General features: G+C 61.8%; 16 protein-coding genes. 7 read left to right on the plus strand and 9 right to left on the minus strand.

The features are described 5' to 3' along the window. Window positions 1–147 precede the first annotated feature (147 nt). Entirely contained in the window at window positions 148–924 is a 777-nt protein-coding gene (locus SULPSESMR1_RS02595; RefSeq protein WP_089419432.1) for a transglutaminase-like domain-containing protein, read from the minus strand. A 346-nt stretch (window positions 925–1,270) separates the two neighbouring features. Between SULPSESMR1_RS02595 and SULPSESMR1_RS02600 the strand changes: the two genes are divergently transcribed. The 7 genes from SULPSESMR1_RS02600 (at window position 1,271) to SULPSESMR1_RS02630 (ending at window position 7,724) form a co-directional block, all read left to right on the plus strand. Continuing rightward, complete coding sequence (locus SULPSESMR1_RS02600) at window positions 1,271–2,095, plus strand: NAD-dependent epimerase/dehydratase family protein (protein WP_089419433.1); 825 nt, start codon at window positions 1,271–1,273, stop codon at window positions 2,093–2,095. Between the two features lie 102 nt (window positions 2,096–2,197). After that, window positions 2,198–3,868 carry a phosphoethanolamine transferase gene (locus SULPSESMR1_RS02605; RefSeq protein ID WP_240311287.1) on the plus strand — a complete coding sequence of 557 codons (1,671 nt, stop codon included), beginning with the start codon at window positions 2,198–2,200 and terminating at the stop codon, window positions 3,866–3,868. Then, window positions 3,858–4,259: a diacylglycerol kinase gene (locus tag SULPSESMR1_RS02610; RefSeq protein WP_089419434.1), complete on the plus strand. Its 402-nt coding sequence runs from the start codon at window positions 3,858–3,860 to the stop codon at window positions 4,257–4,259. The genes SULPSESMR1_RS02605 and SULPSESMR1_RS02610 overlap by 11 nt, the downstream gene beginning before the upstream one ends. Window positions 4,260–4,269: 10 nt before the next feature. Next, the gene (locus tag SULPSESMR1_RS02615) at window positions 4,270–4,962 is read left to right on the plus strand and encodes a phosphatidylserine decarboxylase (protein ID WP_240311286.1); all 693 of its coding nucleotides are present in this window, start codon (window positions 4,270–4,272) and stop codon (window positions 4,960–4,962) included. Continuing rightward, window positions 4,959–5,726: a CDP-alcohol phosphatidyltransferase family protein gene (locus SULPSESMR1_RS02620; protein WP_089419435.1), complete on the plus strand. Its 768-nt coding sequence runs from the start codon at window positions 4,959–4,961 to the stop codon at window positions 5,724–5,726. Before SULPSESMR1_RS02615 ends, SULPSESMR1_RS02620 begins: the two co-directional genes overlap by 4 nt. Further along, on the plus strand, window positions 5,707–6,363 hold the full coding sequence (locus SULPSESMR1_RS02625) for a response regulator transcription factor (protein WP_089422094.1): 657 nt from the start codon (window positions 5,707–5,709) through the stop codon (window positions 6,361–6,363). Before SULPSESMR1_RS02620 ends, SULPSESMR1_RS02625 begins: the two co-directional genes overlap by 20 nt. Continuing rightward, window positions 6,360–7,724, plus strand: a complete 1,365-nt coding sequence (locus SULPSESMR1_RS02630) for a sensor histidine kinase (RefSeq protein WP_089419436.1) — start codon at window positions 6,360–6,362, stop codon at window positions 7,722–7,724. The genes SULPSESMR1_RS02625 and SULPSESMR1_RS02630 overlap by 4 nt, the downstream gene beginning before the upstream one ends. Before the next feature lie 380 nt (window positions 7,725–8,104). Here SULPSESMR1_RS02630 and SULPSESMR1_RS02635 read toward each other — a convergent pair whose 3' ends face one another. From SULPSESMR1_RS02635 to phnG, 8 genes are read right to left on the minus strand one after another with little or no spacing between them, the layout of a single operon-like run. Beyond that, on the minus strand, window positions 8,105–9,250 hold the full coding sequence (locus SULPSESMR1_RS02635; protein ID WP_089419437.1) for an alpha-D-ribose 1-methylphosphonate 5-triphosphate diphosphatase: 1,146 nt from the start codon (window positions 9,248–9,250) through the stop codon (window positions 8,105–8,107). Then, entirely contained in the window at window positions 9,247–9,789 is a 543-nt protein-coding gene (gene phnN, locus SULPSESMR1_RS02640; protein ID WP_240311285.1) for a phosphonate metabolism protein/1,5-bisphosphokinase (PRPP-forming) PhnN, read from the minus strand. Before phnN ends, SULPSESMR1_RS02635 begins: the two co-directional genes overlap by 4 nt. An 8-nt stretch (window positions 9,790–9,797) precedes the next feature. Then, window positions 9,798–10,481: a phosphonate C-P lyase system protein PhnL gene (phnL, locus tag SULPSESMR1_RS02645; RefSeq protein ID WP_089419439.1), complete on the minus strand. Its 684-nt coding sequence runs from the start codon at window positions 10,479–10,481 to the stop codon at window positions 9,798–9,800. A 52-nt stretch (window positions 10,482–10,533) separates the two neighbouring features. Next, a complete protein-coding gene (gene phnK, locus SULPSESMR1_RS02650) occupies window positions 10,534–11,304 on the minus strand; it encodes a phosphonate C-P lyase system protein PhnK (RefSeq protein WP_089419440.1) in 771 nt (256 codons plus the stop codon). Next, entirely contained in the window at window positions 11,301–12,170 is an 870-nt protein-coding gene (locus tag SULPSESMR1_RS02655; RefSeq protein WP_089419441.1) for an alpha-D-ribose 1-methylphosphonate 5-phosphate C-P-lyase PhnJ, read from the minus strand. Before SULPSESMR1_RS02655 ends, phnK begins: the two co-directional genes overlap by 4 nt. Further along, window positions 12,167–13,333 (minus strand): carbon-phosphorus lyase complex subunit PhnI, encoded by a 1,167-nt coding sequence (locus SULPSESMR1_RS02660; protein WP_089419442.1) that lies wholly within the window; start codon window positions 13,331–13,333, stop codon window positions 12,167–12,169. Before SULPSESMR1_RS02660 ends, SULPSESMR1_RS02655 begins: the two co-directional genes overlap by 4 nt. Further along, entirely contained in the window at window positions 13,333–13,893 is a 561-nt protein-coding gene (phnH, locus tag SULPSESMR1_RS02665) for a phosphonate C-P lyase system protein PhnH (RefSeq protein WP_089419443.1), read from the minus strand. Before phnH ends, SULPSESMR1_RS02660 begins: the two co-directional genes overlap by 1 nt. Beyond that, the gene (gene phnG / locus SULPSESMR1_RS02670) at window positions 13,893–14,348 is read right to left on the minus strand and encodes a phosphonate C-P lyase system protein PhnG (protein WP_089419444.1); all 456 of its coding nucleotides are present in this window, start codon (window positions 14,346–14,348) and stop codon (window positions 13,893–13,895) included. Before phnG ends, phnH begins: the two co-directional genes overlap by 1 nt. Between the last annotated feature and the right edge of the window lie 59 nt (window positions 14,349–14,407).

Raw genomic sequence — 14,407 nt, forward strand, 5'->3', positions numbered from 1 at the left:
GATGTGGCGCCTGTATCCCGGAGTGTGACGCCGTACTCGGTCTACATGTATTGTGAATAGGCGGTACAACCCTGCTTTGCAACAAATCGCGGACAGCGGCCAACAGGCCACACGATCCCTTGCGCGCAGGCCACACCCCGCCCGGCATTATGTGCGCATCACCAGCACAGATTGGTACAGCATTTCGGCAGGAGCCTGCGAATCCAGAAATGCGATGTCATAGGCATCGCGGCCCACAGCGATGATTGCCGTGCTGTCCGCGCTGCACATGCCCGTGGCGTCGACCAGATGCCATTGCCCGTCCAGCCAGACTTCGGCCATCGCGTGAAAGTCCGGTGGCGTGACATCGGGGCTATAGGCGGCCACCATCCGCGCGGGGATCTGGGCGGCTCTGACCATCGTACACATCAGATGCGCATAGTCGCGGCACACACCCTGACGGCCCGCAAAGGTTTCCAGCACGTTGGTGTCCGCGTCCGAGCTTCCGGGAACATATGTCAGGTTGTCCTCGATCCAGTCGCGCATCGCCGCCACCTTTTGTCCGCCGGACAACTGGCCAAAGCGACGCTCGACAAAGGTCACGAACTTGTCCGACTGACAATAGCGCGATGGGCGCAGATAGGGGGCAACGGCACCGGGTATCAGGTGCACAGGCACCGCGTCCAGTTCCGCCAGCGTCAGGTTGGGGCGGGTAATGTCCACCTGCGCGTGATAATTCATGGTCAGCTCGTTCCACGGCACTTGCGCCCAGATCCGCTCGCCCACATCGGAATCGCCCGCAATCCGGTTGACCGGAATCTCGCCCAGATACAGATTTTCGTGCAGCACCACCTGACCGTCACATTTCGCCGCCTCGATGGCCAGAAAAATGGTGTTGGGCCGCATAAAGCGGTACTGCATTGCAACGTCGATCTGAATGCGCATCCGGTGTCCTTCTGGTTTGAAACTGGCAATGTGATGCGACGGTGCGGGCCTTGCGCAACGTAGCAATGTCAATGAAACACCCAAGTGTCCCCGCAATCCGCCCTAACTGTTCCCCGCTCAGGCTTCAACGCGCGAAAGGTTTTGGCAAGCTGTCTTAAGCAGAACTTATTCCGTCCAGCGGGATTATCGAACATTACCAGCCTCACGCCCCCTGACGGACGCCGTGCAGCGGCGTGGGCGGTTGTATCGCCCGCATTTTTCCAGTCATATTGGCGCATGTGATCCGGTACGGTGAAACGCCAAAGTCGGTCCGAACCTGCGAAATGTGCAAACCTGTGGGGGCTGAATGAGCCGAATACTCGTGACTGGCGCAACCGGCTTTGTCGGGCTGCCCGTGGCGCAACAGCTTGTCGCCGCAGGGCATGACGTAACCTGCGTGATCCGCACAGGGACGCAGGACAAGCTCGACGGGCTCGGGGTGCATTGTGTCACCTGCGATGATCTATTCGCGCAGACGGCGGATTGGTGGGCCGACACGCTGGCGGGCATCGACACGGTTGTGCATCTGGCATGGTACGCCGAGCCGGGCAAATACCTGACATCGGCGCGAAACCTTGATTGTCTGGCGGGTACACTGGCGATGGCCAAAGGGGCCGCCACCGCAGGGCTGCGCCGGTTTGTCGGGGTGGGTACCTGTTTCGAATACGACCTGTCCGCCGGAACGCTTTCGGTCGATACCCCGCTGGCCCCCGCAAGCCCCTATGCCGCAGCCAAGGTCGCGGCCTTTACCGTGCTGACATCGTGGTTTGCCACGATAGGGGTGGAATTTGTCTGGGCGCGGTTGTTCTATCTTTACGGCGCGCGCGAAGATGCGCGGCGACTGGTGGCGCAACTGCACAGCAAACTGGCCAAGGGCGTGCCCGTCGATCTGACCCTTGGCACTGTCTCGCGCGATTATCTGGATGTGGAACAGGCGGCGCAAATGCTGGTGCGCGACATCACCGGCACCCGCACCGGCCCCACCAACATTTGCAGCGGCAAAGGCATCACCATCCGCGCGCTGGCCGAAAGCATCGCTGATGAATACGGCCGCCGCGATCTGCTGAATTTCGGGGCCTATCCCGAAAATCTGGCCGAATTTCCGGTGATCGTGGGTGTCAGAACCGAATGACCCCGCCGCCGCGGCACATGGCATGACAAAATCGGGTCCGTAAGCTTGCCGTAAGGTTCAGGTGATCAACCGCGCGCACTGCAACTGCGTGGAAGACACCCGATGACCCTGTTTCAAACCCTCAGACTTCAATCCGACGTCCTGCGCGACGCAGGCGCCATCACACCCGTGATGCTGACCGCCCTGACGACCGCATTCGTTTTTTGCATCGACAACGGCACATTCTGGTCCATCGCGTCCGACGTGTTCTCGGGGCACGCGCTGTCCTTTGCGGGCTATATGCTGGCCGTGTTCAGCCTGACGCTGGCGCTGTTCAGCCTGTTCGCCTTTCCGTGGTCGGTAAAGCCGTTCCTGATCTTCATCGTCATCCTCAGCGCCGTCACATCCTATTATGTGGATCAGCTGGGCGTGATCATCGACCGTGACATGATCCAGAACGTCATGGTGACCACGCTCGCGGAATCGCGGCATCTGATCACGCCGGACTTTGTCATTCATGTGCTGGTGCGTGGTATTCTGCCTGCGCTGGTGATTGCGTGGGTGCGCATCCGGCGCCACGGCAGAATTCGCACCGCGCTGGTGCCTGTTCTGACCTGCGTGACCAGCTTGGCGCTGGCGGCGGGGCTGCTGATGGCCGACCTGAAATCCTATTCCTCGATCCTGCGCGAGCGTAAGGATTTCATGAGCAGCTACCAGCCCGGCGCGCCCGTTGTGGGGGCGATCCGCTATGCCAAAATGATGTCCAGAACGGCAAATGTTGTCGTGACCCGCATCGGCACGGACGCCACGCGGGGCGCATCCTATGCCGCCAAGGGTAAACCGTTGCTGACCATCGTGGTGGCAGGCGAAACCGCCCGCGCCCAGAATTTCAGCCTGAACGGCTACGGCGTCGATACCAATCCCGAACTGGCAAAACGTCCCGTCGTCAACTTCGGCAACGTCAGCTCTTGCGGGACGGCCACCGCCGTGTCGCTGCCGTGTATGTTCTCGAAATACACCCGCGCCGATTATTCCTATGAAAAGGGCATCGCGACCGAAAACGTGCTGGATGTCATCCGCCACGCCGGCCTGAACGTGGTATGGTGGGACAACAACACCGGCGACAAGGGCATCGGCAAACGCATCGCAACGCGGTCGTTCACCGACGCGCAAGACCCGCAGTATTGCGATGCAGGCGAATGTATGGACGGCGTGTTCATGGACGCGCTCGAAACCTTTGCCGACACCATCACCCAAGACACCGTGCTGGTGCTGCACCAGATGGGCAGCCACGGGCCGACCTATTACCTGCGCTATCCGCCTGAATTCGAACGGTTCAAGCCCGCCTGCAACACCGCCGAATTCAAAAGCTGCACCCCCCAAGAGATCACCAACGCCTATGACAACACAATCGCCTACACCGATCATATTCTGGCCCGAACCATCGACCTTCTGGCCGCGCAGGACAGGTTGTCCACCGCGTTGCTCTATGTCTCGGATCACGGTGAATCGCTGGGCGAAAGCGGGCTCTACCTTCACGGATCACCCTATTTCATGGCGCCTGAATACCAAACGCAAGTTCCGATGATCCTGTGGATGTCCGGCAGTTTCAAGGACCGGTTCGGGATTGACCAGACCTGTCTGGCCGGTCAAACGGACAAGGCGCTGTCGCATGACAACCTGTTCCACTCTTTGCTGGGGATGCTTGATATCCGCACGGTCGAGCGGAATGACGATCTGAATATCTTTGCATCCTGCAAAACAAAACAAAAGGTTGCCGCCAATGAAGGTTGATACAACAGCCCCCCGCCAAAAGCCCGCGCGCGTCACCGGCGTGGCCCATCTGTTCGCCGCAACGGGATATTCCGTCGCAGGCGTACGAAGACTGTGGCAGGAAACCGCGTTTCGGCATATTGTGGCGGCTCTGCCCGTCTGCGGTGTGCTTTTGTATGCTGTGGGCGCACGTTTTTCTGACTACTGTGTCCTGCTGATCCTGTTTTTCTGCCTCGTCGCGGTCGAGGCATTGAACACGGCAATCGAATGTATTGTCGACCATCTGGCCCCTCAATGGGAGGCGTTCGCACGCGATGCAAAAGACCTCGGGTCTCTTGCGACGATGTGTTTGCTGTTTGCCAATGGTGTTTTTCTGGGTGCAGTGATCTTGCGTTCCTATGGTCTGACCTGAAAGTTTACTGATGAATATGTTAAAGATAGTTGCGGTTCCCATGCACAAAGAGGGCCGGAAGTTTGTGGCCATCTTTGCCGCGATTGCCGTGCTGCTTGGACTGCTATGGACGCCCCTGTTCTGGATTGGCGCGGGCGTAACCGTCTGGTGCTATTACTTCTTTCGTGATCCGGTGCGGGTGATCCCGCAACAACACGGTCTGGTGGTGTCACCCGCCGACGGCATCGTATCGCTGATACAGGACGTCGTCCCCGAAGAGGGCCTGGGTCTGGGGACCGAGCCGCTGACGCGGGTGTCGGTCTTTATGAACGTCTTTAATTGCCACGTGAACCGCGCGCCCATCGCGGGCAAGGTGCTGCACATCATCTATCGCCACGGCAAATTCGTGAACGCCTCGCTGGACAAGGCCAGTATTCACAACGAACGCAACAGTCTGACAATCGAAGCCCCCGACGGCACGCGCATCGGCGTGGTGCAGATCGCGGGCCTTGTGGCGCGCCGCATCGTCTGCTTCGTCAAAGAGGGAGACAGCCTGCACGCCGGTCACCGATTTGGCCTGATCCGCTTTGGGAGCCGTCTGGACGTCTACCTGCCCAAAGGCGTGTCGCCGCTGGTCAGCGTCGGCCAGACGGCTGTGGCAGGCGAAACCATCCTTGCCGATCTGGCAGACCCCGCCCGCAAACGCGGCGGTGTCGCGGAATGACCGAATCCCCCCGTCTGAAACTGCGCCACATCGTGCCCAGCGTGGTCACGGTTTTTGCGATCTGCGCCGGTATGACCTCGATCCGCATGAGCCTTGACGGGCGCATCGAGGCGGCGCTGTATTTCATCCTGATCGCGGTGTTTCTGGATGCCGCCGATGGCAAACTCGCGCGGTTTCTCGACAGCGCCAGCCCGTTCGGCGCCGAACTGGACACGCTGGCCGATTTCTTCAACTTCGGGATCGTGCCGGGCATCTTGCTGTATAACACGCTGTATATCGGCACGGTGCATGCCAATCTGGGCTTTCTGGCCTGTCTGGTGCTGGCGGTCTGTTGTGCGCTGCGGCTGGCGCGGTTCAACCTGTCGGTCAAAAGTGCCGAGGTCACACTGAAAAAAGACAACCATTTTGTCGGCGTGCCCGCGCCCGCCTTGGCCTGTCTGGCGCTGATGCCGGTTTTTATCCACCTCTACGGCTGGCCCGACAGCGAATTCCCGTTCATGCGTGCGGCCTATATCATCGGTGTCGGCTTTCTGGCGATCAGCACGATCCCCACGATCTCGATCAAACATGCCAGCATCAAACGGTCGCACCTGTCGTTTGCACTGGTGGGGGTGGTTGCTCTGGTTGTCTGTCTGATGGTCTATCCGTGGCCCACGCTGATCGTGGCCAACTGCCTTTATCTGGCGTCCTTGCCCTATTCCTATCTGACACAAGAGAAAAAATGCACGCCCGCGCAAGACGATCATGCGTATTCTCCTGATTGAAGACGAACAGGCGCTGGCCCGTCCGCTTACAGAGCATCTGGAGGCCGACCGGAACATCGTCGAATGGTTCGCCACGCTGGACGAGGCTGACGCCGCATTGCGCACGCTGGCCTATGATGTGGTGCTGCTGGACCTGCAATTGCCCGACGGCGACGGGCTGACATTTCTCAGCGCGCTGCGGGGCAGGGGGCTGCGCACGCCCGTCATCATCCTGACCGCACGCGACAAGGTGTCTGACCGCATCGACGGGCTGAACCGCGGTGCCGATGATTATGTGATCAAACCCTTCGATCTGGACGAGGTCAAAGCGCGCATTCACACCGTTTGCCGCCGCAGCGCCGACCAGATTGCCCAGACCGTGCAAATCCGCGATCTGGTGGTCAATATGTCCGATCACACCGTGACGCGCGCAGGGCAGGCGGTGCGCCTGACCGCAAGGGAATGGGGCGTGCTAGAAGTGCTTTTGCGCCGCAAACCCCAGATCGTCACCAAGGAAAACCTCGAGGCTGCGATCTATGCCTATGGCGAAGAGATCGAAAGCAACGCGATCGAGGCCCACATCAGCCGGTTGCGCACCAAGCTGGGCAAAGATTTGATCGTGACACATCGCGGATTGGGATACACGCTGGGCACATGACACTCCGTCGCAAAAGCCTGCTTAAATCGCTGATATCTTCACTGCTCTTGCCAGCGTTTGCGGTGATGGTGGTGGGCGTGTTCATCGTCTACCACGTCTTCAATGACGAATATGACGAACTGTTTGACGCCAGCCTGACCAGCAAGGCGCATCTGCTGCTGGCCTTCATCGAAAGCACAAGTGGGGAAACCGGCCAGACCGACGGGGGCGCAGACAACCTGCTGTCCTTTGACGCCAACCTGCGCGCGGCGGACGAACATCTGCTGTTCTGGTATCTCGACAGTGCGGGCGACATCCTTGCGCAATCCGCCTCTGTTGGCGACCTGACGCTGCCTGCGGGCCTGCCGCTCGGGATCAGCACAGCGCCGGACTACCGTTTTCTCGCGCTCGCCGCGACACGGCCCGTTGCCGGAACCGTGATCGTAGCCGAGCCCACAGCCGAACGAACCGAGGCCACAACAGATGTGGTGACCGGCGTTGTCGTGGGCTTTGCGCTGCTGGGGCTGTTGTTCGCCGTCGCGTCGTTTTGGGCGGTGCGCCGGTCGGTTGCGATGATTGCCGATCTCAGCGGGCACATCGCGCAAAAGAACGAACACAACCTGTCCCCCATCGACCGCCATAACGCCTTTGTCGAAATCACCCCCGCGATTGACACGCTGGATTCGCTGATGTCACGGCTGGACGGCGCGCTGGCTGCGGAACGCGCCTTTGCCACCAACGCGGCCCACGAATTGCGCACGCCGGTGGCCATCTGTCTGGCCCACGTACAGCGGTTGCGCACGCAACTGGATGATCCGGCCCAGGCCGGCAATGCCGCCGAAATCGAGGCGGGCCTGAAACGGCTGGTACGTCTGATCGAACGTTTGTTGCAAGCATCGCGTGCCCAGTCGGGGCTGGGTCTGAACGCGGTCGAGATGGACATAAATCCGGTGATTTCCTTGCTGATGAACGAGATGCAGAACCGTGGTCCTGCCTCGGACGCGCTGGTGCTGAAGCCGCCCACCGGCCAGTGGTCCAGCCGTGTTGATCCCGACGCCTTGGGCATCATCCTCAACAATCTGTTCGACAATGCGCTGAAATATGCCTCTGGTCCTGCGCCCACCGTGATCGACGCCAGCCAGTCGGGGCGGGTGGTTGTGTCCAACGACTGCGCACCGCTGGCGCCTGCCGATCTTGAGGCGATCAAGAAACGGTTCATCCGGCGCGCCACGCTGTCAGACGGCTATGGTCTGGGCCTGTCGATCGCTCAGGATCTGTGCCGCCAATCGGGCTGCACGCTGGACATCGTCTCTCCCAAAAAGGGCAGCACGCGCGGATTCGCGGCTGTCGTCACGCTGCCACAGAGGGCAGCACAGCCCTAGGCCCGCTGGCCCCCCTATTGCAGCACTTTCGCCACATTCTGTTACTGCAAAAGGCACAGCGCCGCGCCAGATGATCTGGCCGCGTGGCAGCAAAAACGCCACATTTTCAAGGGGCGGCGCACCGCGCTCACAACCCAAGGGTGTGTTGAATAAGGCCTCTCACACCCCTTGTTTGTATCGTTTTGCGGGGTCAATATTCTGCATATTTTCCTGTAGACGTCCAAATGTTGACGCAAACTTCGACGATACTGAACACGTCCCCCGAGATCGCCATTGCGGATGGCATCGGGTCTTAACGAGTAAACGCGGTTTTCACACAAAACATGACTCCCGCAACCGGCAGGCGGCGCTGCCCTCGGGGGCAGCGCTCAATGTCCGGCTCAGGCCACCCGCCGCCCTTCCGACCAAACCGCCTGCACCAGCGGCGCACCTTCCAGCAGACCAAAGCGGATCAGGTCAGCGCGCTTGCCCACCACAACCTCGCCCCGATCCATCAACCCGACCGAACGCGCAGGCGTGGCCGTTACCGTCGCAATGGCACGCGCCATGTCGTCCCAGACATCGGCCAGTTGCATCGCCGCCAGCAACAAGGCCGCAGGCACATAATCCGACGACACGATGTCCAGCAGTCCCGCCGCAGCCAGTTCCTGCGCCGCCACATTCCCCGAATGTGACCCGCCGCGCACCAGATTGGGCGCGCCCATCATCGTGGCAATCCCCGATGCTCGGCACGCTTCGGCGGCCTCGACCGTGGTGGGAAATTCCGCGATGGCCACCCCGTGCGCATGGCTGGCCGCCACCTGACCTGCGGTGGTGTCGTCATGGCTGGCCAGCGTAGCCCCATAGCGCCCTGCCGCAGCCACAGCCGCCGCCTCGTGTTTGGTGCCCAGCTTGGCCTGCAGCCCGTACAGAAACTCGATATACTCGGCAAAACCCTCGGCTTCCATGTTGTGCTTGCCACGCACGTAGGTTTCGAACTTGGACACATCGCGGAACTGGCGCTGTCCCGGCGTGTGGTCCATCAGCGACACGATCCCCACCTTGTCGTCCGCCCCGAATTCGTCCAGCTCCTCTTCCAGTGTTTCCGAACAGATTTCGGCACGCAGGTGGATGTGGTGGCTGATCTTCAGCGCTCCACGGTTGCGCATGTCCAGAATTTCGTCGGCCATCTGGCGCGCATATTTGCCATAGCGTTTGTGATCCCCCGACAGGATCGAGCCCACGCGAATGGCGTCGAACACCGTGGTGATGCCGGTGCCCGCCAGCTCGCGGTCATGGGCCAGAATGGCCGCACGGTGGGGCCAGTCGACCTTGGGGCGCGGCACCATATGCCGTTCCAGATTGTCGGTGTGCAGCTCGATCAGGCCGGGGGCCAGATAGTCGTCCCCGCAGTCCTGCGCCGCAGGCACACCCGTGCCACCCGAAGCAACATCGGCAATCTTGCCATCCCGCAGCACCACGGTTCCGGTGATCACTTCGTCGGGCAGCACCACGCGGGCGTTGGTCAATACGGTGTCTTGAGTCATGTCTGTGTCACGTCTTTCTGTGGATAAAGGGCTGCCAGCGCCCGCTGGACGGTGTCTGCGATGGGGCCGGAATTGTCGATATGTATCGCGTTGATCCCGCCCGGCAGGGCAAAACCCGCCCGCGCCAGACGCGCATCAATTTCGTGGCCATCCTCGCGGCCCCGTGCCATCAGGCGCGCGCGCAAAACGGCGGGGCTGGCGGTCAGCAGCAGCACCGGCATCGCGCCAAAGCGCGCCTTGGCCGCGCCCAGCACGCTGCGCGACAGGTTCACCAGCAAATCGCACCCCTGTGCCAGTTCGGTGTCCACGCTGACCGGAATACCATAGCGCAATCCATGCGCCTGCCAGCTCAGGGCAAATTCGCCGGCCGCCTGCATCCCCATGAACATCGGCACGCTCACCGCGTCATAATCCTCGCCGCCTGCATCGGCGGTGCGGGTGATCACCCGCCGCACCAGCGACAGCTGCGGGGCAGCATCGACCAGCGCCTGCATCACTGTGTCCTTGCCCACGCCTGACGGGCCGACGACTGCAATCATCCGCCCCGTCATGCGTTTGAACCGGGCGTAAAGGCAGCCGCATCTATCACCCGGTCGCACACCCGATCCCGCGCCGCCTCGTCGTGGAAGATACCGACGATGGCCGCGCCCCGCGCCTTGGCCTCTTCGATCAGCGACAGCACGACCTCGCGGTTGGCAACGTCCAGACTGGCGGTCGGTTCGTCCAGCAAAAGCGCCGGATAATCATAGGCAAACCCGCGCGCGATGTTCACCCGCTGCTGCTCGCCGCCCGAAAATGTCGTGGGGCTCAGCCCCCAAAGACGCTCTGGAATATTCAGCCGCGCCAGCAATGCGCGCGCCCGCGTCTGCGCCGCCGCGTGGTCATGTCCGGTGCGCAGCAGCGGCTCGGCCACCACGTCCAGCGTCGACACACGCGGGACCACCCGCAGGAACTGGCTGACATATCCCAACGTGCCCCGCCGCAGCGCCAATATCTCGCGCGGTGCCGCCGTAGCCACATCCACGCCGCCGATCCGGATATGCCCCGAGGCCGCCAGATAGTTGCCGTAGAGCATCCGCATCAGTGTGGATTTTCCTGCCCCGGATGCCCCGATCAGCCCGACACATTCACCGGGGGCAACGTCGAACGCAGCCCCCTGCATCACCGGAATGACGGTGCCGCCCTGATTGTGCAAGGTAAACGACTTGGACAGGTTCTCGACTTGGATCATTTTGTTAACCTATTGTTAATAAACAGAAAAGGTTTCGCTGCGAAACCTGTCCTCATACCTGCAAGACCGACGACACCAGCAGTTGCGTATAGGCGTGTTGCGGATCGTCCAGCACCTGATCGGTCAGGCCGGTCTCGACCACATGGCCGTCTTTCATCACCATCAGCCGGTCCGCCAGCAGCCGCACCACCGCCAGATCGTGCGTGACGATGATCGCGCTCAACCCCATCTCGCGCACCAGCCCGCGCAGCAAATCCAGCAACCGCGCCTGCACGCTGACATCCAGGCCCCCCGTCGGCTCGTCCATAAACACCAGACGCGGCCCGGTGACCAGATTGCGCGCGATTTGCAACCGCTGCTGCATCCCCCCCGAAAAGGCCGTGGGCCGGTCGTCGATCCGGTCGGCGGCAATCTCGACCCGCCCCAGCCAGTCCGTCGCGGCGTCGCGGATATTGCCGTAATGCCGGGCCCCCACCGCCATCAGCCGCTCGCCCACATTGCCGCCCGCACTCACGTTCATCCGCAGCCCGTCGCGGGCATGCTGGTGAACAAAGGCCCAGTCGGTGCGCCCCAGCATCCGCCGCTCCGGCTCGCGCATGGTGACAGTGTCGCGCAGGCCCTCGGTCTTGGTGTCAAAGCGCACAGCACCGCTGTCCGGTGTCAAATGCCCCGCCAGACAGTTCAGCAAGGTCGACTTGCCCGACCCGCTCTCGCCCACGATGCCCATGACCTCGCCGGGGAACAGATCGAACGACACATCCTTGCATCCCACCCGCGCGCCATAGAATTTGGCGATGTTCTCTACCTGCAAAAGCGGTGTCATGCCGCGTCCTCCCCAACCGGAACGCCCTGTGCGCCCACGTGCCCAGCAGCACGGCGCTTGCTGCAATAATCGGTGTCCGAACACATGAACAGACGCCCGCCTGCGTCGTCGACAATCAACTCGTCCAGATAGCTGTCAGTCGCCCCGCACAGATCGCAGGCATGGTCCGCCTTGCTGGCTTCGAAGGGGAAATCCTCGAAATCCAGACTGACCACCTTGCTATAGGGAGGCACCGCATAAATCCGCTGCTCGCGCCCCGCACCAAACAGCTGGATCGCGGCCATCTCCAACTTGGGATTGTCGAATTTCGGAATGGGCGAGGGGTCCATCACATAGCGCCCCTCGACCTTCACCGGATAGGCATAGGCCGTGGCAATCGCGCCGTGCTGGCTGATGTCTTCATAAAGCTTCACATGCATCAGCCCGTATTCTTCCAGACTGTGCATCTTGCGTGTCTCGACCTCGGAGGGTTCCAGAAACCGCAGCGGTTCGGGGATCGGCACCTGATAGACCAGTATCTGGTCCTCGCGCAGCACCTCTTCGGGAATGCGGTGACGGGTCTGGATCACGCTGGCCTCTGCCGTGGCCTCGGTCACCGCGACACCTGCGGTCTTTTCGAAAAACCGCCGGATCGACACGGCGTTGGTGGTGTCGTCGGCCCCCTGATCGATCACCTTGAACGTATCATCGGGCGTCAGCACCGCCGCCGACACCTGAACCCCGCCCGTGCCCCAGCCATAGGGCATCGGCATTTCGCGGCTGGCAAAGGGCACCTGATAACCCGGTATCGCCAGCCCCTTGAGGATCGCGCGGCGGATCATCCGCTTGGTCTGCTCGTCCAGATAGGCAAAGTTATACTCGCTCATTGCGCTGCCTCTTCCTTCATCTTGCCGGATAAACTTCCGCCCGCGGTTTCACCGCCGCGAGGGGAGGCTCCCGCACTGTCGTCTTTCGCTGCCGTGTTGGCCTGCGCCTCGCGCCGCAACTTGCGGATCAATTCCAGTTCCGACTGGAAATCGACGTAGTGGGGCAACTTGATATGCTCCAGAAACCCTGTCGCCTGAATGTTGTCGGCGTGGTAGAGCACGAATTCCTCGTCCTGCGCAGGCGCGCCAAGGTTGTCCTCGCCCAGCTCCTTCCAGCGCAGCGCGCGGTCCACCAAAGCCATAGAGATCGCCTTGCGCTCGGACATCCCGAACACCAGCCCATAGCCACGGGTGAACTGCGGCGGCTGGGTTTTCGAGCCTTGAAACTGGTTCACTGTCTCGCATTCGGTCACATCGATCTCGCCGATCTCGATGGCAAACCCCAGTTCGGGAATGTCCATCTCGACCGCCACCGTACCGATGCGCAGTTCCGCGACGAAAGCGTGGTTGCGCGCGTATCCGCGCTGCGTCGAATAGGCCATCCCAAGGATAAACCCCTCATCGCCCCGCGCCAGCGCTTGCAGGCGCAGATCGCGGGTCGCGGGCAATTCCAGCGGCGTGCGCGTCAGATCGGGTGGCGTGGTGTCGTTGTCCGTTTCGGTCTGGATCAGCCCCTCGCGGTCGAGAAAGCTCATGATATGCGGCGTCTGGGCGGTGCTTGCGGTGCCTTGTTCGGCCTCGGGCACGTCTGCCCCCTCGGCGGCCAGTTTGAAATCCAGCAGCCGGTGCGTGTAGTCAAAGGTCGGCCCCAGCATCTGCCCGCCCGGTGCGTCCTTGAACGTCGCGGATACACGGCGGTCGCAGGTCATCGTTTCGGTCTCGATCGGGATCGATCCGCCAAAGCGCGGCAGGGTGGTGCGATAGGCACGGATCAGAAAGATCGCCTCGATCAGATCGCCGCGCGATTGCTTGATCGCCAGCGCGGCCAGGTCGGGATCATAAAGCGACCCTTCGGCCATCACCCGGTTCACGGCCAGCTTCAGTTGTTCGCGGATTTGCGGCACCGACAATTCGGCCACCGACGCATCGCCGCGCCGCTCTTCGGCCAGCCACGCGTGGGCATTGTCAATCGCCCGCTCTCCGCCTTTTACGGCTACATACATCAGCTTACCTTCGTGGTTCGGGGCAGGGCGGCAATCTGCGCGCCTGCGGTCAGAAAATGGTCGAGGCCCAGCGGGAACAGTCTCGCGTTGGCCTGAAAGGCGGCAACCTCGGGCAGGGACAGCGTCGCCGTGTCCTTGATGCCCGGTCCGCGCAGGGTGGCACCTTCGTCGCTGAGCGCGTCACATTCCACGATCAGCGTGGTCGACCGGTCGGGGTATTCCGCCGTGCCGATAGGGAACGGCAGGCTGCTCAACTCGTCCCATGTGCCAGCAGCAAAGGCCGCCTGTTCGGGGCTGCAAAACGGTGCGCCGGTGTGAAAGGTTATCCAGTCGCGCACCGCTTTCGTGTCGCGCGATGGCGCCAGAAACACTGGCGTTTCAGGGTCGCACAGGGTCAGCAACACGATGCCCGCCGCCTGCGACAAAGGCGCCGGGGGCGTGCCGCCCGCGACGGTCTCGATCCGGCCCGGCTGCGCCATCACCTGCATGATGTGGCGAAACGCATGGGCCGCGTCGATGGGGGCATTGGCAAAACCGCCGGAGAGCGCATCGGTCTGCATCAGTCTTCTCCTCTGACCATCGTAAAGAAATCCACCTTGGTCGCCGCCGCCTTGGCACTGCGGGTGGCGCGGGCCTTGTCCATTCTGTCCTGCAAGGGTGTCAGCACCGCAGCGCGGACTTCGTCTGCCTGTCCGGTCTGCATCAGCGCGTCGATTAATGCGGCGCGCGTCGCCTTCACCTTGTCGCGGCCCTGCACATAGCCGTGCCCGTCCTCGCCCGAGGCCAGCCGGACCGACGCGCGGGTGACGGTCATTTCCCCAAGGTTGAAGGCGCTGCCCACAGCCCCCGCACGGCCCCGGACCATGACGCTGCCGACTTCGGGTGTGCGCAGAACGCTGTGCTCGGGGGCCAGCGCGGCACCGGTCCAAAGGGCGTCCAGATCCGCCGCGCGGCAGCGGGCCAGCAGGCCCAGCCATGCTTTGCGGGCTGCGTTCGGGTCGATCGTTTCATTCATGTAGACACCTTGCCGATTTGTCTAGTTTACTATACAACTAGACAAATATATCCGCGATT

The organism is Pseudosulfitobacter pseudonitzschiae (genome assembly GCF_002222635.1).
Taxonomy (GTDB): domain Bacteria; phylum Pseudomonadota; class Alphaproteobacteria; order Rhodobacterales; family Rhodobacteraceae; genus Pseudosulfitobacter; species Pseudosulfitobacter pseudonitzschiae_A.